The organism is Streptomyces sp. NPDC087300 (assembly GCF_044744425.1).
In the GTDB taxonomy this organism is placed as follows: Bacteria; Actinomycetota; Actinomycetes; order Streptomycetales; family Streptomycetaceae; genus Streptomyces.
This window is the reverse complement of the sequence record NZ_JBIUYI010000001.1, coordinates 235,839-255,513: the sequence shown is the minus strand read 5'-3', so window position 1 is coordinate 255,513 and position 19,675 is coordinate 235,839. Positions and strand designations below refer to the sequence as shown.

16 protein-coding genes and 1 pseudogene are annotated in these 19,675 nt (G+C 72.1%); 7 read left to right on the top strand and 10 right to left on the bottom strand.

All coding sequences use genetic code 11. The features are described 5' to 3' along the window. The first annotated feature begins 9 nt into the window (after positions 1–9). Complete coding sequence (locus ACIO9J_RS01000; RefSeq protein ID WP_401990471.1) at positions 10–435, top strand: hypothetical protein; 426 nt, start codon at positions 10–12, stop codon at positions 433–435. Here ACIO9J_RS01000 and ACIO9J_RS00995 read toward each other — a convergent pair. The 4 genes from ACIO9J_RS00995 to ACIO9J_RS00980 form a co-directional block, all read right to left on the bottom strand. Then, on the bottom strand, positions 420–1,157 hold the full coding sequence (locus tag ACIO9J_RS00995) for a cupin domain-containing protein (protein WP_401990468.1): 738 nt from the start codon (positions 1,155–1,157) through the stop codon (positions 420–422). The genes ACIO9J_RS01000 and ACIO9J_RS00995 overlap by 16 nt on opposite strands. A gap of 192 nt (positions 1,158–1,349) precedes the next feature. Further along, positions 1,350–1,790: an SSI family serine proteinase inhibitor gene (locus ACIO9J_RS00990; RefSeq protein ID WP_401990465.1), complete on the bottom strand. Its 441-nt coding sequence runs from the start codon at positions 1,788–1,790 to the stop codon at positions 1,350–1,352. A gap of 272 nt (positions 1,791–2,062) precedes the next feature. After that, the gene (locus tag ACIO9J_RS00985; RefSeq protein ID WP_401990462.1) at positions 2,063–3,238 is read right to left on the bottom strand and encodes a diaminopropionate ammonia-lyase; all 1,176 of its coding nucleotides are present in this window, start codon (positions 3,236–3,238) and stop codon (positions 2,063–2,065) included. Between the two features lie 60 nt (positions 3,239–3,298). After that, positions 3,299–3,742: a DUF3093 family protein gene (locus ACIO9J_RS00980; protein ID WP_401990459.1), complete on the bottom strand. Its 444-nt coding sequence runs from the start codon at positions 3,740–3,742 to the stop codon at positions 3,299–3,301. Positions 3,743–3,912: 170 nt separating this feature from the next. Between ACIO9J_RS00980 and ACIO9J_RS00975 the strand changes: the two genes are divergently transcribed. Continuing rightward, positions 3,913–6,735 (top strand): hypothetical protein, encoded by a 2,823-nt coding sequence (locus ACIO9J_RS00975; protein WP_401990456.1) that lies wholly within the window; start codon positions 3,913–3,915, stop codon positions 6,733–6,735. Positions 6,736–6,927: 192 nt separating this feature from the next. Continuing rightward, a complete protein-coding gene (locus ACIO9J_RS00970) occupies positions 6,928–7,425 on the top strand; it encodes a GNAT family N-acetyltransferase (RefSeq protein ID WP_401990453.1) in 498 nt (165 codons plus the stop codon). Between the two features lie 65 nt (positions 7,426–7,490). Here the strand turns inward: ACIO9J_RS00970 and ACIO9J_RS00965 are convergent. Further along, positions 7,491–7,953: pseudogene (locus ACIO9J_RS00965) on the bottom strand (SPFH domain-containing protein); the annotation flags it as partial. 11 nt (positions 7,954–7,964) lie between these two features. Further along, entirely contained in the window at positions 7,965–8,798 is an 834-nt protein-coding gene (locus ACIO9J_RS00960) for a hypothetical protein (protein WP_401990450.1), read from the bottom strand. 150 nt (positions 8,799–8,948) lie between these two features. Between ACIO9J_RS00960 and ACIO9J_RS00955 the strand changes: the two genes are divergently transcribed. The 3 genes from ACIO9J_RS00955 to ACIO9J_RS00945 all read left to right on the top strand — a co-directional run bounded on the left by ACIO9J_RS00955 (position 8,949) and on the right by ACIO9J_RS00945 (position 10,453). Further along, positions 8,949–9,770 (top strand): class I SAM-dependent methyltransferase, encoded by an 822-nt coding sequence (locus tag ACIO9J_RS00955; protein ID WP_401990448.1) that lies wholly within the window; start codon positions 8,949–8,951, stop codon positions 9,768–9,770. A gap of 94 nt (positions 9,771–9,864) precedes the next feature. Then, positions 9,865–10,095, top strand: coding sequence for a hypothetical protein (locus tag ACIO9J_RS00950; protein WP_401990445.1), 231 nt, complete (start codon positions 9,865–9,867; stop codon positions 10,093–10,095). Positions 10,096–10,099: 4 nt separating this feature from the next. Beyond that, the gene (locus tag ACIO9J_RS00945; RefSeq protein WP_401990442.1) at positions 10,100–10,453 is read left to right on the top strand and encodes a DUF1036 domain-containing protein; all 354 of its coding nucleotides are present in this window, start codon (positions 10,100–10,102) and stop codon (positions 10,451–10,453) included. Between the two features lie 24 nt (positions 10,454–10,477). Here ACIO9J_RS00945 and ACIO9J_RS00940 read toward each other — a convergent pair whose 3' ends face one another. Together ACIO9J_RS00940 and ACIO9J_RS00935 are read right to left on the bottom strand one after the other, a co-directional pair. Then, entirely contained in the window at positions 10,478–11,461 is a 984-nt protein-coding gene (locus ACIO9J_RS00940) for an alpha-ketoacid dehydrogenase subunit beta (RefSeq protein WP_401990439.1), read from the bottom strand. Continuing rightward, positions 11,454–12,452, bottom strand: coding sequence for a thiamine pyrophosphate-dependent dehydrogenase E1 component subunit alpha (locus ACIO9J_RS00935; RefSeq protein ID WP_401990436.1), 999 nt, complete (start codon positions 12,450–12,452; stop codon positions 11,454–11,456). The genes ACIO9J_RS00940 and ACIO9J_RS00935 overlap by 8 nt, the downstream gene beginning before the upstream one ends. Positions 12,453–13,046: 594 nt before the next feature. On the opposite strand from ACIO9J_RS00935, the gene ACIO9J_RS00930 reads away from it, so the two are divergent. Next, positions 13,047–16,946: an amino acid adenylation domain-containing protein gene (locus ACIO9J_RS00930; RefSeq protein WP_401990433.1), complete on the top strand. Its 3,900-nt coding sequence runs from the start codon at positions 13,047–13,049 to the stop codon at positions 16,944–16,946. Positions 16,947–17,011: 65 nt separating this feature from the next. On the opposite strand, the gene ACIO9J_RS00925 is transcribed toward ACIO9J_RS00930, so the two are convergent. Further along, the gene (locus ACIO9J_RS00925) at positions 17,012–18,313 is read right to left on the bottom strand and encodes an aspartate aminotransferase family protein (protein ID WP_401990430.1); all 1,302 of its coding nucleotides are present in this window, start codon (positions 18,311–18,313) and stop codon (positions 17,012–17,014) included. Between the two features lie 61 nt (positions 18,314–18,374). Continuing rightward, positions 18,375–19,316 carry a methyltransferase gene (locus ACIO9J_RS00920; RefSeq protein ID WP_401990428.1) on the bottom strand — a complete coding sequence of 314 codons (942 nt, stop codon included), beginning with the start codon at positions 19,314–19,316 and terminating at the stop codon, positions 18,375–18,377. Between the last annotated feature and the right edge of the window lie 359 nt (positions 19,317–19,675).

The following is a 19,675-nucleotide window of genomic DNA, read 5'->3' as shown; positions in this document are numbered from 1 at the left end:
GTGATCGGCATGACACCTCTGCTCCTCACCGACATCGAGTCCGCCGTGCGCGCCAGTTGGGGCGCCGACACCTGCATGCTCGACTCCAAGGACCGCTGGCCGCCGGAGAACCCGGCCAGGGACCAGTGCGGCGTCACGGCGCTGGTCCTGCACGACCTGCTGGGCGGCGAGCTCGTACGCGGCGAGGTCCATGTCGACGGCGTCCGCACGGACTATCACTGGTGGAACCGCCTGGGCGCGGGCGTGGAGATCGACCTCACCCGCGAGCAGTTCGCGCCGGAGGAGATCGTCACGGGCGGCACCGTCGTCGCCAGGCCGCCGGAGATAGTGCGCTGCCGGGAGGAGTACGAGCTGCTGCGCTCCCGGGTCCTCGCGAAGCTCGACGGGCCGGCCGCGGAGCGGGCCGTGCGGCCGGTCGCTCACGCCACGTCGTAGACGTCGAGGCGGCCGCACATCCCGAACCTGCCCTGTGTCACGGGTCGTTCGGCCCGCACCGAGGCCCGGCTCAGGTAGTCCGCGGCGCCGCGCTCCAGGTGGTCGAGCTGGGTGCCGGTCGCCTGCGCGGCGGCGGCCGCGCCGTCGCGCCAGCGCCCGCGCCAGGCCGCGGCGAGCGGACGGGCCAGGGCGACTGCTGCCCGGTGGAAGGCCCCCAGCGGCTCGGGGTCACCGGCCTCGGTGGCTTCGCGGAGCGCGGTGAAGCCCTCGACGGCCAGGTCGCGGCGGTGCCGGGCGGCGGCCTCCCGCTCGGCCTCGGTGGCTTCGGCCTCGGTGGGCAGCGTGGCCGCCGCGCGATAGGTCTCGGGGTCCGTCAGCAGGGCAGGAGGCAGGGTGAGGACCGCGTCACCGGCCTCGGGCAGGCCGCAGTTCTGCATGAGCACGGTGATCTCCAACCCGCCTTCGTTGACCAGGCGGTGGATGGTGCCGGGGGTGAACCACACCAGCGCGCCCGGGGCCAGTGGCGTCTGCCGGAAGCCGGACGTGGTGAGGGTCTGTACGGCGCCGCGTCCGCCGGTCACCGCGTACCCCTCCGAACAGGTCAGGTGCAGATGGGGAGTTCCGCCGCGCTGCCCGTCCGCCGCGGGCCAGTCGTACACGCGCAGCCGGGACACCCCGATGCCGCCGGGCAGTCCTTCGTAGGTCTCGCGTGACCGGTTCACCGTGGACTCCTCGCTTCGTGGGGCACGTGGGGGAGAACTCGTGGGGCGCGTACGGGAGAACTCGTGGGGCGAGTATGGGAGAACACTACGGCCCCCGGTGTCCTAGGACACCGGGGGCCGCCCCGCGTCCCGACCGCCTTCCCCCACGAAAGGTGCCGGGACTCCCCTGAGTGTGGTTCAGGGTCGCTCTCGTCAGAAGGTGAGTGCGGCACCCTCCCCGAGACCGGCCTTCATCATGCAGGCGTTGGAGAACGTGGCGGACCACTGCACGTGCTTGCCGCCCCAGACGCCGGCGACCGTCATGACGACCGGCCGCCATTCCTTGGTACATGCCACACTCGACTCGGTGCCGACGAGCTCGGCGAACCGCCCGTCCACCGCCGCGAGTTCGGTACACGCGGCCGCCGCGGACGGGTGGCTGCCCGCGGGGCGCGGCGCACAGGTCAGCGTCACCGCACGCTGCACGGTGGCCGTGGCGGCGTCCTCGCCCTGGCCGACCGTGAGCACGAGGGCGGACGGCGCGTAGAGGCTCGTCGGCCTGGGGGCCTCGGCCTGCGCGATGCCTGCCGTCGTGGTGAGGACGCAGACCGCCGCGGCGGCGGCCGCGGCCGCCGCCTTGAGGGTGCGACGCATGGTGGACTCTCCTTCGATGGATGCGGTTGGTGACTGCGGTGAGGAGTCTTGCCTGTGCGGAGAGTGAGTGCCATATGGATGGTCGATTTCCGGATGTGTGTGTTCGATGACCGGTGACCGTACGCTCGTTCGGGCAGCTCAGGGGCTGTGGCGAGGCCGCGCGCGAGCTGTCCAGCATATGGACTTTTCGCATTGGTATAAGCGCTGACTAACTGCTGACCTGCGTCAACGCGGAATTGGTTCTTTCTTCGACCACCTGCATCGACCGGAAATCATCGCTTTACGGGCTCTTGGGCCGTCTCCTCCCGCAGTTGCGGGTTGGCGGCCGCACCCTCGGTGCTGAGCAGCACGACGACCGGCGAGGCGGAGACGCCGAGTGCGGCGCGGCGCTCGGCGGCTCCTTCGCCGCTCAGTGCGGCCCGCACCCCGGCGAGAGGAGCCGCGCCGCACGGCCCCGAGGAGACGCCGAGGTCCGCGAGGTCCCGCACGGCCGCGGCGCTCGCGGCGTCGGTGACGGCCACCGCCGCGTCGAGGCCGTCGCGCAGCGCGGGCCAGCCGAGCGCGGACGGGGTGCCGCAGTTCAGCCCCGCCATGGCGGTGACCCCGGTCGGCACGCTGGTGAGGCGCCCCGCGCGCAGACTGGCCAGCGCGCAGGCGGCCGCCTCGGGCTCCACGGAGAGCAGCGCGGGAGCGTCGCCGTTCGCCGGGCCGCCCGCAGGCCGCGCCCGGTAGTGCGTGACGGCGGCCTGCATGAGCGCCCCGACGCCGACCGGGACCGCGACGAGGTCGGGCGATTCCACGCCGGATGCGCCCAGTTGGGCGTCGATCTCGGCGAAGAGCGTCGAGTACCCCTCGACGATCAGAGAGGGCACCTCCTCGTAGCCCTCCCATGCGGTGTCCTGGATGAGCACCGCGTCCGGCGCGGCGGCCGCGTCCGCCGCCCCGCGCACCGCGACGTCGTACGATCCGGCCACCTCCGTCACCTCGGCGCCCTCGCCCCGGATGGCGTCGACCGCCACCGGATGCACGCCGTCGGGGACGAAGACGTGGGCGCGCTGCCCGAGTTGGCGCGCCATCCTGGCGACGGCGCGACCGTGGTTGCCGTCCGTCGCGGCGATCAGGTTCAGCGGCTGCCCGCCGGTCTCGGCCGACCCGCCGTTCGCGCGCCGCGCGAGGACCCGGTGGATCGCCCAGGACGCGCCGAGCGCCTTGAAGGCGGGCAGCCCGAGTCGCGCGGACTCGTCCTTGACGAAGACCCGGCCGACACCCAACTGGGCGGATAGTGCGGGCAGTTCATGCAGCGGCGTGTGGGCGTAGCCCGGCAGGGACGCGTGGAAGGCGCGGGCGTCGGACGGGGTGGGGGAGCAGGTCCAGGAGCGCGCCGCGGGGCGCGCGTACCAGGGCAGGGGAGAGGCGGAACCGGTCCGGGAGTCAGTCTCTTGATCCATCACGGGATCAGCCTGCGGCGGACCACGGCCGTTGGTCCAGCGCGCGGGGCGGTCGCCGCGTCAGCCCCGGGAGAACGCCAGGATGGTCGCGAGGTTCATGGGGCGGCGCGTGGAGAGATAGACGTAGGGCGCGCCGCCGTACGCGTTCCGCAACTCGATGCGCAGCGCGGTGGGGACGTAGGAGCGCAGGAGCAGCAGCGCGTACGGGTTCGCCCTGACGGTGCGCCACTCGAAGGCCTCGCGCTCGTCGAGGATCTCCGTCGCGCCGAGCGCCTCGATCGGGATCCTGCGCCCGCCGACGACGAGGGAGCCCGGCGTCACGAGGATGCGCACGCTGCCGTGCGCGTGGACGACGGCGGCGGACACCGCGATGCAGGCCGCGCCCGCCGCGACCGCGGCGAACACCCCGAAGGGGAACGCCCCGAGCCCGAGGCCGACTCCGCCGAGCACGACCAGAGCCCACCAGGAGCGGGGCACGCTGAGCCGCTCTTCGTAGATGTGCATGCCCGCATCCTGGCAGGACCGCCCGCCGCTCTCGTCAGCAGGGCACTTTTGCGCCGTTCCTTCCCCGCCCGCTGTCCGGTTCCGCGCGGAGGCAACGTGAGGCCGTCGATTTCCGTCCTCGAAGGGGCAAGTGGGGCACATGAGTTCGGTTGTGTGTCCTGTGGAGAGTGATGACGAGGAGGACCACTTTGAGACGTGTCTCACGAGTGGTGACCACGGCACTGGCGGCGTTCACGCTCGCCGCGGTGTCACCCGGGGCGGCCCACGCCCTGCCGTCCACCGACGGACCGCCGCCCGCGCCGCCCGCGGTGGCCGGTGAAGCGGACGACGGCCTTCCGGAGGGCTGGCGGCTCTCCGGTGACGGCGGCGGCAAGGAGCTCGTCTGGGATTCGCCCGAGCCCGTCCCCATGGGCGACGCCAGGGTCGAGTTCTACTCCGGGGACCGGCTCCTCGGCAGGCCCACCGCCGCGCAGGACCGGCGGTCGTTCCGGCTGCCGCTGAACGGCACGCGCGTCGGCGCGGCCAAAAAGCTGCGGGTCCTGGCCGGCGGCCGCCGCCTGGACGAGGCGGGCCGAGGAAGCGCGCGGGACGTCGCGCCCCCGGCGGCGCCCACGAAACCCGGCAAGCCGTTGCCCGAGGCCCCGGTCGACCCCGGAAAGCCCGGCAGCTACCGCACCGTCACTGGTGAGTACACGCTGAAGTCCGTACGGCTGCCCGGCTTCCCCGAGCCGGTGGAGATGCGGGCCAACGTGGTCGGCCCCGCCGACGCGCCGGGCGAGCGGCCGCTCGCGCTCTTCCTGCACGGCCGCCACTACACCTGCTACGGCGGGGGCGACGACGGCGAGGGCGGCGGCGAGTGGCCCTGCAAGGGCGGTACCAAGCCGGTGCCGAGCCACGAGGGTTACCTCCGTACGCAGAAGCTCCTCGCCTCCCAGGGGTACGTCACGGTGTCCGTGGCCGCCAACGGCATCAACGGGCAGGACCACCTCGCCGAGGACGGCGGCGCGCAGGCCCGTTCGTCGCTGGTGCGGCTGCACCTCGCCCAGTGGGCGGACTGGGCGAAGAACCGCTCGGCGGCCCCGGCCGCGGTGCGCGCGGTCGCGCCCGCCGACCTCTCCCGCGTCCTGCTCGTCGGCCACTCGCGCGGCGGCGAGGGCGTCAACAGGGCCGCGCTCGACAGCCTTTACCAGCCGCCCGCCGACCAGGACGGCTACCGGGGCCCGGTGCGCTGGAAGATCCGCGGCAACGTCCTGATCGGTCCCACGATCTTCGGCCAGAACCCGGTCCCGGACGTGCCCTCCGCGACGATCCTGCCGGGCTGCGACGGAGACGTGTCCGATCTCCAGGGCGAGATCTACGTCGACGGTACGCGCGGCGTCAGCAGCGGCGACGCCCTGCACAGCGCCGTCTACATGGTCGGCGCCAACCACAACTTCTTCAACAGCGAGTGGACTCCGGGGCAGGCCAAGGCGCCCGCCGCGGACGACTTCGGCTCCGATGCGCCGGACCCGGTGTGCTCGCCGGGCACCAAGACCCGGCTGACCGCGACTCAGCAGCAGGCGGCGGGAGCCACCTACATAGCCGCGGCGGCCCGGCTGTTCGTCGAGGGCGACGACCGGGTGCGCCCCCTCCTGGACGGCTCCGGCCTGCGCGCCCCCTCGGCGGGTCCCGCGCAGGTGCTCACCCACGCCGTCGGCGCGGGACGCACCGCCGCCTTCCTGCCCGACTCCTCGACCAAGGTCAAGGGCGGCCGGGTCTGCGCCCAGGTCGACACGGACGCGGCCCGCGCCTGTCTGCCGCCCGACACGAACGGCGCCTCACCGCACTTCGCCAGCTGGGAGACCTCACCCGAACCGGGCCGTGACGCGGTGGCCATGCGCTGGCCCCGGTCCGGCACGCCGATCCAGGTGACCCCGGCGGAGCCGGTCTCCCTGGCGGGCTCCGACAAGCTCGCGATGCGGGTGATCGTGCCGCCCAACAGCAGGGGCACCGTCCTCGCCGTTGGCATCGTCGACAAGGACGGACACCGCGTCACGCTCGGCCGCGCCCGCGTCGACGGGCTGCCCGGCAGCGACATGACCGCCTCCTACTGGGGGCGTGAGATCCGCGTCCCGCTGTCGGCCGCGGCCCGCGCCGGAGTCGACCTGAAGAGCGTCAAGACCCTGGAGATCACCCCGCTCACCGGCAAGGGCAAGGCCTGGCTGATGGACGCCTGGGGCTGGCGCCCGGGGACGCCCGAGGTGCGGGCCGCAGAGATGCCCCGCGTGGACATCGGCCGCCTCACGGTCAAGGAGGGCGACTCCGGGGTGCGCACCTACCGCGTACCGGTGAACGTCTCCGGCAAGGGCAGCGGCCAGGTCCGGCTCTTCGTGCCCAAGCCCGGCGACGGCACGGGCCAGGCCGAGTCCCGGCTGGTGACGGTGCGGCCCGGCGGGCAGGACATCGACGTGCCGGTCGAGGTGCGCGGCAACACCCGCTACGGCTACGACGCCACGCACGACGCGTTCGTCAAGGCCGTGCGCGGCGCCGTCGTCGGCTCCCACCACGGCGGGGTGACCGCGCAGAACGACGATCCGATGCCCAAGGCCACCATGGTGCCGGTCGCCGACCGGGTCGCCGAGGGCAAGCCGCTGACGTGGCGGATGACGCTGTCCGAGGCGGTCGACGTGGACATCATGGGAGGGATCTCCTTCCAGAAGGTCACCTCGGGCGCCGAACTCTCCACCCTGGACGTGGACCCGCGCTGGCTCGAGGACGAGCTCGCCGAGAAGCCCCGGCCGGGCCGGGCGCTCTCCAAGATGACGGAGGGCACGGCCCTGTACGTCACGGTGCCCGCGGGCAAGAAGAGCGTCGAGGTCCGCGTGCCCACGGTGAAGGACCGCGTCCGTGAGCCCGACGAGTCCCTGAAGGCCCAGCTGTTCCTCTACAACGAGAGGTGGGAGCCGCAGAAGGGACCCGTGTTCAAGGGGACGGTCAAGAAGAACGCGTCGTAGCACGCCACCATCCCTGAAGTAGCACGCCACCACCCTGAAGAGGAGCGGTCAACTCTGCCGAGGACAGGCGGGGTTGGCCGTTCCTCGCGTATGGGCCGGGTGCTCATGCGCCAGGTCGCGCCAGTGCCGGTGCGTGCGGGATGGGGTGACCCGCCGTCGGGTGCCGTCGGCGCGGCTACGTAAAGTCCTCCCATGCCCGCACCCACGACATCCCCCGAACTGCGCCTGCTGCGCCCCGAGCACGCGCCCGCGCTGCGCGCCTTCGAGGAGGCCAACCGAGCGTACTTCGCCGCGACCGTGCCCGACCGGGGTGACGCCTACTTCCGTGACTTCGACGCGCGGCACGCGGCCCTGCTCGCCGAGCAGGCGGAGGGCATCTGCTACTTCCACGTACTCGTGGATGCGGACGGTGAGGTGCTCGGCCGGGTCAACCTGGTCGACGTGGCCGGGGGCAGCGCCGAACTCGGCTACCGGATCGCCGAGCGGGCCACGGGGCGCGGCCTCGCCACCCGCGCCGTGCGCGAGGCCTGTGACCTCGCCGTATCCGCGTACGGCCTGAGCGAACTCCGTGCCGCAACGACGCTCGACAACCCCGGATCACGGACCGTGCTCACCCGCACCGGTTTCGTGCCCACCGGCGAGATCGTGCTCGACGGCAGGCCGGGTACCTCCTTCGTCCTGACGCTCTGAGACTGAGCTTGAGGTGGAGTCCGTGGCTGAGGCTGGGTCTTGGGCGCGTGGTGCCTCCTGCTGCTGGGGCAGGGCCTGTTGGGCGCGTTCCAGGAAGCGGAGCAGTTCGACGGGGAAGGGCAGGACGAGGGTGGAGTTCTTCTCGGTGGCGACCGCCACCACGCTCTGCAACAAACGGAGTTGGAGGGCCGCGGGCTCCTCGGACATCTCGTGCGCGGCCTGGGCGAGCTTCTTGGACGCCTGGAGTTCGGCGTCGGCGTTGATGACCCGGGCCCGCCGCTCCCGGTCCGCCTCGGCCTGCCGGGCCATGGAGCGCTTCATGGTCTCCGGCAGGGAGACGTCCTTGATCTCGACGCGGTCGATCTGCACGCCCCAGCCGATCGCCGGGGAGTCGATCATCAGCTCAAGGCCCTGGTTCAGCTTTTCGCGGTTGGACAGCAGGTCGTCCAGGTCGCTCTTGCCGATGATCGAGCGCAGCGAGGTCTGCGCCATCTGCGAGACCGCGAAGCGGTAGTCCTCGACCTGGATCCCGCGAGCGCTCAGTCCGAGCGCGGCCGGGACTCGTGCAGCCGCGTGTGGTAGCGGCCCTCCGACTCCAGACCGGTCGGGTCCTCGCCGGCCAGGATCACCTGGCGTACGGCGTCACGCCGCTCGTCGGCGCTGGTGAAGAGCCGCTGCGGATACGTCCGCGCGCCGTCCGTGACCGTGCCGAGGCCGTGCGCGTCGAGGGTGGCGGCGATCCGCCGGTAGGGGACGGTCCGCAGTACGAAGGCGCTCACCCACACCGGGAGCCGCGCGCAGTCGAGCAGGGCGTCGAAGGTGCGGTGCGAGATGTAGCCGATGCCCCCGGTCACGGTGATCAGGCCGGTACGGGAGACCGCGCGCCGCAGCGCGGGGCTGGGCGGGTGCCGCTCCAGGTTCTCGGCATACGCCTCGTCCAGCAGACCCACGTCCAGCGCGTAGCGGGTGGCGTTCTCCGCGGTGTCGAGCCCGATCACGGGAGTGGCGTCGGCGCGCCGCCGTGACGCGTAGAACTCCTTGTCGCGCTCGATGAGTTCGGGCCGGGACAGCGCGGCCGCCTCCTCGGAGGTGTAATGCGCGTAGAGGTCGGCGAGCGTGAGGTCGTGGTTGAGCAGCGCCGCGTTGATCCCGTACGAGCAGCACAGGTCGAGGACCGTCACGGGCCCCTCGCCGCCGGGCACCTCGGCGCGCAGCTCGCGCGTGCGGCGGAAGACCGCCTGCGCGTGCTGCGGTATCTCGTACTCGAAGGGCGCGAGCGTCCGGAAGTAGTCGCGCGGGTCCGGCCGGTCGTAGATGTCGTCGAAGCGGGTCTTGCCCGATGCCGTCCGCGTCCTGTGCCGTTCTGTGGCCATGGGGTACCTCCGGGATGGGAAGTCGGGTCTGGGGCAGACGTGCAGCTCTACCCGACCCGTGGCACCCCCGGTAGACCTCGTGGCGGTTACCGGCCACCGTTCCGCCGCGCCGGGGCGCTCCCCGGCCACCCCCTGGCTACCCTGGAGCCGATGTTCACTTCCCAGGGTCCCACGCTGCGTGAGCTGGCCGTTCAGGCGCTCTCCTCCATCGAGCACGGGTACGACCTGCTCGCCCCGAAGTTCGACCACACCCCCTTCCGTACGCCCGGCCGGTTCTTGACGTCGACGGCCGACGCACTTCGGCCGTTCGGGCCCTTCGGCGCGGGGCTCGACGTCTGCTGCGGGACCGGCGCGGGCGTCGAGGCGCTGGTGCCCCTGTGCACCGAGCGGGTCACCGGCGTGGACTTCAGCGCGGGGATGCTGGCCGCGGCGGCGGACGCCGTGCCGGGACCCGAGGCGCGGGCCGCGGAGGGCGCCAGGCAGGGGCCGCCGGGACCCGCGGTCGACTGGGTCAGGGCGGACGCCCGCGCGCTGCCGTTCGACGACGCCTACGACGTGGCGGTGAGCTTCGGGGCGTTCGGTCACTTCCTGCCCGCCGAGCGGCCCGCGCTCTTCGCCGGGGTGTACCGGGCGCTGCGCCCCGGTGGCCTGTTCGCGTTCCCGGTCGGCGCGCCGCAGCCGTTCGGCTCCCGCTGGTACTGGGCGATGCTCGGCTTCGACGGTGCGATGCGGGTACGGAACGCGCTGTGGCGGCCGAGCTTCGTCATGTACTACCGCACCTTCCCGCTGAGCGGCGTGCGCGCGGACCTGGCCGCGGCCGGCTTCGACGTACGGACCCAGCCCCTGGAGGAGTTCGGGCGGCGCCCCGACGGCAGCCCCCGCTGGCGCCTGGTCGTGGCCACGAAGCCGGAGTCGGCGCCGAAGCCGGAGCAGGACCAGGCCGGTCGCGGGGCAGGGGCCTCCGGGGCGTAGGAATGTCGGTCACCCCGGGGAGCTGTCCCGAGGCGCGCCGGTGAGCGATGCTCGGGAGAGGGGCCGCCGAGGACGGCCGCGCAGGGGGTGCCCGATGGACGACGACCACGGCGCGAGGCTGCCCGAGCCCGTGACGGAGCCCGGTCCGCCGGGGCCGGAACAGGCGGCCGATCCACGCGGGGCCGTGGGCGACGAACCCTTCGCCCGCGGAGCCGCCGGTGCCGCGGAGTTCCCGGTCCCCGAACTCCGCGGCACTCACGGAGAGGCCTGGCACAAGCCAGGCGCGGGCGGGTGGGTGGCGCCGGCCCCCGGACCGGAGGGCTGAGACCGTGGGTCTGACGATCAGCAACCAGTACCGGACGCGGGTCTACGTGGCCATCGGCTTCTCCGACAACGGCTGCCCGCACGACACCGGGCCGCACATCATGGGCTGGTGGGGCATCGACCCGGGCCGCAGCGCCCTCGTCTACGCCAACGACGTCAACGAGTACAGCCCGATGTGGTTCTACCTGGCCGAAGCGGTGAACAACGGCCCGGTCTGGGCGGGGCAGCACGTCACCCAGGTCCCCGACCAGGCGTTCAACCGCTGCTGGAGCCCCGGCGTCTCCGGCGGCAGCCCGCGCGGCTTCCGCGAGTTGTACGTGGGCGACCACGAGAACTTCACCCTGCACCTGACCGGGTAGCGCTGGCCGACCGACGTACCGCTGTCAGCGCCCCTGCTTCCCCGCCCGGCACACCCCCTTTACCGCTTCTGCGAGTTGGTCCCGGTGCGGCTGGGCCGCGCGGTCGAGTTCCAGGGCGAACGGCAGCACCGTGCCGTCGGGCCGCGTGACGCGCCGGGGCGGTGCGACGAGCGTGAGTTCCTCGGCGGCGGTGCTGACGACCTCGGCCGCGAAGCCGCAGAAGCGGTTGGTGTCGTCGATGACGACGAGGCGGCCGGTGCGCCCCACGGACGCGGCCAGACCCGCCCAGTCGAACGGGTAGATCGTGCGGGGGTCGAAGACCTCGACCGAGAGGTCCGGCGCCAGTTCGTCGGCGACCGAGACGGCCTCCTGCACCAGATGGCCCACCGCCACCACCGTGACGTCCGCACCCGGGCGCACCACGCGCCCCACGCCGAGCGGGATCGGGCCGAGCCCGGCCGGATCCACGTCCTCGCGGTCCGTCGAGGAGGCGGCCGGGGTCAGCACCACCACCGGGTCGTCGTCCCTGATCGCCGAGACGAGCAGGCCATAGGCGTCGGAGGGGGTGCTGGGCACGACGGTCTTGAGTCCGACATGGGCGAACAGGCCGTACGGCTGGTCCGAGTGCTGCCCCGCCCAGCCGACCCGGGATCCTGACCCGGGCACCAGATAGGTGACGGGCACCTTTGCCTGACCACCCGTCATGAGCGAGAACTTGTGCGCCTGGTTGGCGATCTGCTCGAAGACGAGGAACAACAGGGAAGGGATCTGGAACTCGATCACCGGACGCTGTCCGACGAGCGCGGCGCCGGTCGCGAAACTCGTGAACGCCTGCTCGGACAGCGGCATGTCGACGATCCGCTGCGGACCGAACTGGTCCACCAGGCCCTTGGTGATGTTGGCGACGCCGACCCGCACGTCCTCGCCGAAGACGCAGACCGCGGGGTCGCGGGCCAACTCGTCGGAGAGGGCCCGGGAGAGCGCGCCGAGGTAGGAGAGCTTAGGCATGGGACGTCACCCCCGCCCGCGGGCGCAGACCGGTGGCGTAGAGATGGTCGAGGGCGTCGGCCGGGTCGGGTTTCGGGCTCTCCAGGGCGAACTCGCGCGCCGATTCCAGCACGTCCTCCACCTCACGGTCGATGCGCTCCTGGGCCCCGGCGGGCAGCAGCTCCGCCTGGATGAGCAGGGGGTCACGGGAGCGTCCCTCCGCGACCTCCTCGCGCGTCCGGTAGCGGACGAACGACCGGTGCTCCCAGGTGTGATGGGCGTCGAACCGGTACGCGGTGCACTCCAGGAGCGCGGGGCCGCCGCCCGAACGGGCCCGCTCCCCGTACTCGCGCGTGGCCGTGAGGACGGCCTCGGCGTCCGAACCGTCGACCTGGACGGCGGGAATCCCGAAGGCGGCGGCCCGGCCGACGATCGTGCCCGCCACCGCGTCGTCCACGGTGAGCGTGGAGGCGTATCCGTTGTTCTCGCAGACGAAGAGGACGGGCAACTGCCACAGCGCCGCCAGGTTGAACGATTCGAGGACCACGCCCTGGCTGACCGCGCCGTCCCCGAAGAAGCTGACCGCGATCCGGTCCTCACCGGCCCGGGTCGCGGCCCAGGCGGCACCGGCCGCGATCGGGGCACCGGCCCCCACGATGCCGTTGGCGCCGAGGATGCCGAGGCTGACGTCGGCCGCGTGCATCGAGCCGCCGCGGCCCTTGTTGAGACCGGTGACCCGGCCGGTCAACTCGGCCATCATGCCCGCGGGATCGGCCCCCTTGGCCAGGACGTGGCCGTGGCCCCGGTGAGTGCTGGTGATGTAGTCGTCGGGACGCAGCGCCGCGCACACCCCCGCGGCGATGGCCTCCTGGCCGATGTAGGGATGGATGCCGCCCGCGATCTCCCCGGAGCGCACCAACTTGATGCAGTACTCCTCGAAGCGGCGGATCAACCGCATGGTCCGGTACAGCCGTTCCCTCGTCGAATGCTGCTCACTCGTGGCGTCACTCATGGCGTGCCCCTCGTGGTCGAAACCGACGCCCGAAGACATCGGGGCGGAAAGGGGCGAGCGCCGCCGCGGGCCATCGGATTCCGCATCCGCCCATTTCGCGGAAACGGTCCGTGGCGCGGCACGGAAACCGCCTCATCCGGCCGACGATATTCCGGTCCGAAGACGCATCGTGCAGACATACCTGGCAGAGCCGTGGAACGCCGGGATCGTAACCCGCTCCCCAGAACAGCAGCAAGCATCCGACGACCGCGGCATACGACCCCGTAGCGGCACCCAAACGCCACTGACCGCCCCTATTGGTCGATATGCCAGGCAGGTTGGTGTTTGCCGTGATCTCGACCTCTTCCCAGGCGCTGACCGTGCTTGCTAGAGTCGAATTTCGTTCGCCTCAAGCTCGCCAAGACGTCGAAATCGCGGCCGGTCAACGTCAACGGGTATCTCCGGTCCGTGGCCGCATCGACCGAGCAGAGCTTCGGGTTCCCAGGAAACGTGCCAGGTGTTTCTCATGACCGCATTACGACGAATGCGAGGGACTTCATGCCGGGGCCGCAGGACAAAGTAACTCCGGATCACTCGAGCGAGCTGCTGCCCTTGTTGGCCGCCCAACGGGGAATTTGGTTCGCGCAGGCTCTGGCACCCACCGTCACGCACCACAGCATCGCCGACTGCCTCGACATCGAGGGGCCCGTGGACCCCGCGCTGATCGAGGAGGCCCACCGCCGGGTCGTCACGGAGATGGAGGCGCTGCGCCTGCGGTTCGTGGAGAGCGCCGACGGGCCCGCGCAGTACGTCGACGCGTCGGCGCAGCCGCCGGCCCACTACTTCGACGTCAGCTCCGAGGCCGACCCGGCCGCCGCGGCCGAGGCGTGGATGCGCACCGACATGGCCAAGGAGGTGAAGCTGTCGGAGCCCCCGCCCTTCACCACGGCGCTGTTCAAGCTGGCCGCCGACCGGTTCACGCTCTACCGCCGCGTCCACCATCTGTTGCTCGACGGCGGCAGTTTGGGCGTGCTCCACCGCAGGACCGCGCAGGTGTACACGGCACTCGCGGCGGGCCGCACCGTCGACGACAACCCCTTCAGGCCCTTCCGCATGCTGGTCGAGAGCGAGACGGCCTACCTCGCGTCGACGCGCCGCGAGCGGGACAGGAAGTACTGGCTGGAACGGCTCTCCGACCGGCCCGAGCCGGTGCGCCTGGTCACACGGCGCACGGCGGGCGACGCGGACCGGCTGCTGCGCAGGGCCCCGCTGGCACCGGCACGCCTGGCGAGGCTGCGCGCGGCCGCCGAGCGATTCTCCGTGAGCTGGGTCGAGTTGACGACCGGCATCGCCGCCGCCTACACCGCGCGGATGACCAACTCGCCCGAGGTCACGATCGGCATGCCGGTCGCGGCGCGGCTGACCAAGGTCGAGCGGGACACCCCCGGCATGCTGACCAACCCCGTGCCGCTGCGCATCGCCACCGGCGCGGGCACGACGCTGGACGCCTTCTTCCGGGACACCCGGGCCGAGGCGCGCGCCGCGTTCCAGCGCAGCCGCTACCCCTCGGAGGAGCTCAGCAGGGAGCTGGGCCTGCTCGGCACCGAACGGCGGCTCTGGGGACCGGCGTTGAACGTCATGGGCTTCTCCTACGACCTCGACTTCGCCGGGTCCACGGCACGGCTGCGCACGCTCTCGCACGGCGAGGTCGCCGACCTCATGTTCACCTTCTTCCAGACCTCCGCCGACGGAGCGATGGAGGTCATCGCCGCCGCCAACGCGGACGTCTGCCGGCCGGCCGAACTCGACGCCCACCTCGACCGTTTCCTGCACTTCGCGGACGGCGTAGCCGCCGCGGACGCGGAGACGACGATCGGCGGCCTGCCCCTCCTGCGCGACGAAGAGCGGGAGCAGCTGCTCACCTGGGGCGCCGGGCCCGTCAGGGACATCCCCGAGGTGGGGATGCACACCCTCGTCGAACAGTGGGCACAGCGCACCCCGGACGCTGCGGCGGTCGAGCTGCACGGCGGCGCCACGCACAGCTACCGCGAACTCAACGCGGCGGCCGCCAGGCTCGCGAGGCACCTGGTCTCCCGCGGCATCGGTCCCGGCAGCGTGGTGGGCCTTTCCCTGTCCAGGTCCCCGGAGCTGGTGGTGGCCGTCCTCGGCGTACTGAAGACCGGTGCCGCCTTCCTGCCGCTCGACTCGGCCTACCCGGTGGACCGGCTCGCCTTCATGGTGGCCGACGCCTCGCCCGCGCTGCTGCTCCTGGAGACCTCGACCGCGCACCTCGCCGACGTCCTCGACGCCGAGAGCCTGCTCCTCGACGACCCCGGTCTGCGCCGGACCCTCGCCGGACTGCCCGGGGACGACCTCACGGACGCGGAGCGCACCGGTCCGTTCGAGGCCGGGCTCCCGGCGTACCTGATCTACACCTCCGGCTCCACCGGGCGCCCCAAGGGAGTCGTGGTGCCGCACCGCGGCGTCGTCAACATCACCGGGGCCATGCTGGACCGGCTCGGTTCCGGGCCCGGCGGCCGCACCCTGCAGTTCGCCTCGGCGAGCTTCGACGCGTCCGTGGGCGAGATGACCCAGTCGGTGCTGGTCGGCGGCACGCTGGTGATCGCCGACAGCGACCGTCTGGCGCCGGGACCCGACCTCGCGAGGATCATCGACGAGGCGGGCATCAACGACCTGGTCCTCGCTCCTTCGGTGCTCGAAGTGATGTCACCGGACGACCTGCCCCCGGGCGTCACCATCACCATCGTGGGTGAGGCGTCGTCACCGGACGTCGTCAGGCGCTGGTCGCCGGTCTGCCGGCTGATCAACGGCTACGGCCCCACCGAGGCCACCATCTCCACCGCGATGAGCCTGCCCCTCTCACCGGCCGACGCCGAGGCGCCGCCGATCGGCAAGCCGCTGCGCAACGTCCGCGTCCGCGCCCTCGACGAGCGCCTCGAACTGGTGCCCGTCGGTGCCGTCGGCGAGCTGTACGTGGCGGGCGCCGGGGTGACACAGGGCTACCACGGACGGGACGAACTGACCGCGGAGCGCTTCGTGCAGGACCCCTACGGTCCCGAGGGCACCCGCATGTACCGCACGGGCGACCTGGTCCGCTGGACCCCCGACGGAGACCTGGTCTTCGTCGGCCGCAACGACGACCAGGTCTCGCTGCGCGGCTACCGCGTGGAACTGGGCGAGGTCGAGGCGGCGATCCGCCAGGTCCCCGGCGTCGCCAGGGCCGCGGCCACGGTGATCGAGGACGCGACCGGTGACCGGCGCCTGATCGGATACGCCGTACCCGAGGCGGGCCGACGCCTCGACCCGGCCGCCGTGCGCTCCGAGGTCGGCGACCGCCTGCCCGGCTATCTGACGCCGAGCCAGGTGGTGGCCCTGGACGAACTGCCGCTGACCGCCAGCGGCAAACTGGACCGCAAGGCGCTGCCCGAGCCCACGGCGGCCGCCACGGACCACCATCAGGTGCCGCGCGCCGCGGTCGAGGAGATCCTGGCCGGACTCTTCGCCCGCATCCTGAAGGTCCCCCAGGTCGACGTCGACGACAACTTCTTCGACCTGGGCGGGCATTCGCTCTCCGCCACCCGCCTCCTGGGCAGGATCAGGACCACGCTGGGCCGTGAACTGTCGGTCGGTGAACTGTTCGCGAACCCCACGGTGGCCGGTCTCGCGCGGCAGTTGGGCGGCGGGGCCGTACGCAACCGCGACGACGTCCTTGTGCCGTTGCGGGGGACGGGCAAGAAGCCGCCGGTGTTCTGCGTCCACCCCGCCGACGGGCAGAGCTGGGCGTATCTGCGGCTCGCGGGCCATCTCCCCGCCGACGTACCCCTGTACGGACTCCAGGCGCGCGCCCTCACCGAGGAGGACGGGCTGCCGGGCACCCTGGAGGAGCTCGCGGCGGAGTACGTGGACGCCGTGCGCGCCGTACGACCGGCCGGACCCTACCGCCTCTTGGGCTGGTCCTTCGGCGCGCGGGCAGCCCAGGCGATGGCCGTGAAACTACGGGAGCAGGGCGAGGAGGTGGAATTCCTCGGCCTGCTGGACGGCGATCCGGCGGCGGCCGGGCCGGACCCGGCCGGGCACGGGATGCCGGAACAGGAGGCGCTCCGCGCGGTCCTCGCCAGCTTCGACTGCCCGGTGCCGGACACTTCCGGTGAGCCCTTGACCGTCGCCGGGGTCACCGCGGCCCTGCGGGACTTCTCCGCCGACCTGGCCGACGTGGCGGAGCTCGACGAGGGCAGGGTCGCCGCGCTCGCCCGGACGCTGCGGCACACCGACGCCCTGCTGCGCGGCCACAGCCCCGAACCCTTCGACGGGGACGCGGTGTTCTTCACGGCCACGCGCGGCGCGGCCGGGGCGAGCGCCCGCGCCGACTCCTTGCGCCCGTTCGTGCGGGGACGGCTCGCGCACCACGACATCGACTGCGCCCCCGACGAGTTGCTGCACGCGCCGTCGCTCGCCGTGGTGGCGCAGGTCCTCATCGCGGGACCGGACGCCTGACCGTACGCACGAAGCGGCCCGGTCCACCCCGAGAGGGTGGGCCGGGCCGCTTCGTGCGTAGGGGATCAGTACCGGATCTCCGCCAGCGCCTTGTCCAGCGCGGTCACGATCTCCTCCACGTCGGAGGCGGTGACGACCAACGGCGGGATGATCATGATGGCCGGGACCATGGCGAGCGAGGAGACCAGCACGCCCCGCTCCTCCAGCGCAAGGCGCAGATGGTCCGCCACCGCGCCGCCCGCCAGCGCCCCGTCCTCGGCCACCGCCATCTCGACGGCCTGCATCAGACCCTCGCCGCGCACCGCCGCGACGTGCGGATGGCGTGCCGCCACCTCTTCCAGGCCGGTCCGCAGCAGCGCGCCCATCTCGTCGACGTTCTCTAGCACGCCGCCGTCGGCAAGGGTGTCGATGACGGCCATCGACGCGGCGAGGCCGAGGGGGTGCCCGTCGTTCGTCGAGCCGATCAGGAACTTCTGCTCGAAGTCGAGGTCGAAGAGGCGGGCCGAGATCTCGTCGGAGAGCACCACGGCGGACAGCGGCGCGTATCCGGCGCTCAGGCCCTTGCCCAGGGTGAGGACGTCGGGGCGGATGCCGACCTGTTCGGTACGGGTGAAAGCGCCGGTGCGGCCCATGCCGGTGCTGACCTCGTCGACGATCAGATGGATGCCGTGGCCGCGGCAGAACCGTTCGAGCGAGTGCAGATAGTCGTCGGACAGGACGTGCCCGCCCTCGCCCACGACGAGTTCGAGGACCACCGCGGCCACCCGCTCGGGACCGTACGCGGTGATGGTCTGTTCGAGGCCCGCGCCGGGGGCCGCCGCGCCCTCGAACGGCCCGGCGACGTGGTGGACCTCCGGCAGCAGCGGCCCCGACTGGTCGTGCACGTACGACATGCCGGTCACCGCACCGGCGCCCGAGCCGAGTCCGTGGTAGCCGTGCCACATGCCGAAGACCGCGAGGCGTTCCCGGTCGCCGGCGCTCTGGTGCAGGAAGCGCGAGAGCAGGACGGCCGTCTCCACCGCCTGGGAGCCGTTGCTGCAGTAGCGGATCTTGTTCATGTGCACGGGCAGGTGGGGGAGCAGCGCCTCGGCGGCCTCCACGGCGATCGCCCCCGGCCTGCCGTAGCCGACCATGTTGGCGAACGGCAGCGTGCGCAGCTGCCGTTCGATGGCCTCCGTCACCTGCGGGTGGTCATAGCCGAGGGTGACGTTCCACAGCCCCGAGCGGGCGTCGAGGAACCAGCGGCCCGCCGCGTCGCGCACCCGTACGCCGCGCCCCTCGACCAGCATGTTCTCCTGGGACAAGGTGGTGAGATAGGCGCTCATGCTGGGGCTGTTCCACAGCGGATAGGTGTCTCGATCGATCACGGCCATGCTCCTTGTCCACGGGGTCTGCGGTCCGCTGACGGTGCTGCTGCGCCCACCGCCCTCACGGAGCGGCGAGCGGACGCGCTTCGATGACGCACATCCCGGGCGGGCCCTGCACCACCCGTTCGAGACCCCAGCCAGCGCGCTCCAGGAGCCGCCGGAACTCCGGCAACGTCCGTTCCTTCGCACGGTGGTAGAGGGCGAGCATGGCGACGTCGGCCCAGCCCTGAAGGGCGGAGGGGACGGCGTCGTCGGGCAGGACGTCTTCGAAGATCCGCAGCACGGACGTGTCGTCGCCGCCGCGCCGCACGGCGTCGAGGATCGCGGCCACGCTGTCGTCGTCCCAGTCGTGCAGGACCCGGGAGAGCACGTAGACGTCCGCGCGCGGCGGCGGGACGAACAGATCGCCGGTCCGCACCGTGCAGCGGTCGTCGACGCCCTGCTCCGCGAGATAGGTGCGGGCGCGCCCGAGCACCTCGGGCTGGTCGACGAGAATGCCCTGCGCGTCCGGCACTTCGTCCAGGATGTCGGCGAGCAGCACGCCGATGCCGCCCGCTATGTCGGCCACCATGCCCTCGGCGGGCCAGTCGAGGAGCGGTACGCACGGCAGGGTCAGGAGCCGGGCCTGCTCCGCCATCGCCTCGCCGAAGACGAGTTGCTGGTCGGGGTGCTTGGCCAGGTGGTCCCAGAAGTCGACGCCGAGGGCGTGCCGGGTGGCGGGCCCGCCGTCCTTGAGGGTCGCGGTGAGCGCGTTGCCGACATCGGGGATGCCGAACGTGGCGAACGTCGCCCACAGTGACATCGGGTGGCTGCGGCACAACACCTTGCCCCGCGCGGTGAGTTCGGCGCTGACGCGGCCCGCGTCGAGGTCGACGATCCCGCTGCCCGCGAGGAGCACGAGCACCCGCCGCAGCGCGTCCTCGTCGGTATCCGTCTCCTTCGCGAGGGCGGCGATGTCGCGTCGGCCGTCCGCCATCCGGTCGGGGATGGAGAGCCGGGTCACGGCAACGAGGCTGTGAAAGACGAGCCCTTGCCGGTAGATGTCCAACAAGGCCCCGACGTCGCGTAATGGTTCAGCAGCCAAGAATCCTCCAGCAAGCCGTTGACGTCCGCTTTCGCCTGCATGGCGGCGTAGGACGTCCTTGATGCGGGACCGGTGTCCGCGGATGCGCTTTGCGTGGGAAGAGACGGAACCGTACGAGGTCCCCGTAGGGGGTGTACCGATTCCGTTCGGTATACCGAGAGTGACGAATCTGGCTCGGGCAATCGTAGACTATACATGCCCGAGTGCTTATTTTCGGCGGTCGCAGAAACCTGCCCGAGACACCGGATCGGCCCCGTTTTGCACCGAATTCTGCTGCT

What these genes read in the sequence shown, in the direction of transcription:
- ACIO9J_RS00970 (WP_401990453.1), top strand. Translation starts at nt 6,928, where the DNA reads ATGCCCGCACCCACGACATCCCCCGAACTGCGCCTGCTGCGCCCCGAG.
- ACIO9J_RS00955 (WP_401990448.1), top strand. Translation starts at nt 8,949, where the DNA reads ATGTTCACTTCCCAGGGTCCCACGCTGCGTGAGCTGGCCGTTCAGGCG.
- ACIO9J_RS00975 (WP_401990456.1), top strand. Translation starts at nt 3,913, where the DNA reads ATGACGAGGAGGACCACTTTGAGACGTGTCTCACGAGTGGTGACCACG.
- ACIO9J_RS00935 (WP_401990436.1), bottom strand. Translation starts at nt 12,452, where the DNA reads ATGAGTGACGCCACGAGTGAGCAGCATTCGACGAGGGAACGGCTGTAC.
- ACIO9J_RS00940 (WP_401990439.1), bottom strand. Translation starts at nt 11,461, where the DNA reads ATGCCTAAGCTCTCCTACCTCGGCGCGCTCTCCCGGGCCCTCTCCGAC.
- ACIO9J_RS00985 (WP_401990462.1), bottom strand. Translation starts at nt 3,238, where the DNA reads ATGGATCAAGAGACTGACTCCCGGACCGGTTCCGCCTCTCCCCTGCCC.
- ACIO9J_RS01000 (WP_401990471.1), top strand. Translation starts at nt 10, where the DNA reads ATGACACCTCTGCTCCTCACCGACATCGAGTCCGCCGTGCGCGCCAGT.
- ACIO9J_RS00960 (WP_401990450.1), bottom strand. Translation starts at nt 8,798, where the DNA reads ATGGCCACAGAACGGCACAGGACGCGGACGGCATCGGGCAAGACCCGC.
- ACIO9J_RS00990 (WP_401990465.1), bottom strand. Translation starts at nt 1,790, where the DNA reads ATGCGTCGCACCCTCAAGGCGGCGGCCGCGGCCGCCGCCGCGGCGGTC.
- ACIO9J_RS00950 (WP_401990445.1), top strand. Translation starts at nt 9,865, where the DNA reads ATGGACGACGACCACGGCGCGAGGCTGCCCGAGCCCGTGACGGAGCCC.
- ACIO9J_RS00980 (WP_401990459.1), bottom strand. Translation starts at nt 3,742, where the DNA reads ATGCACATCTACGAAGAGCGGCTCAGCGTGCCCCGCTCCTGGTGGGCT.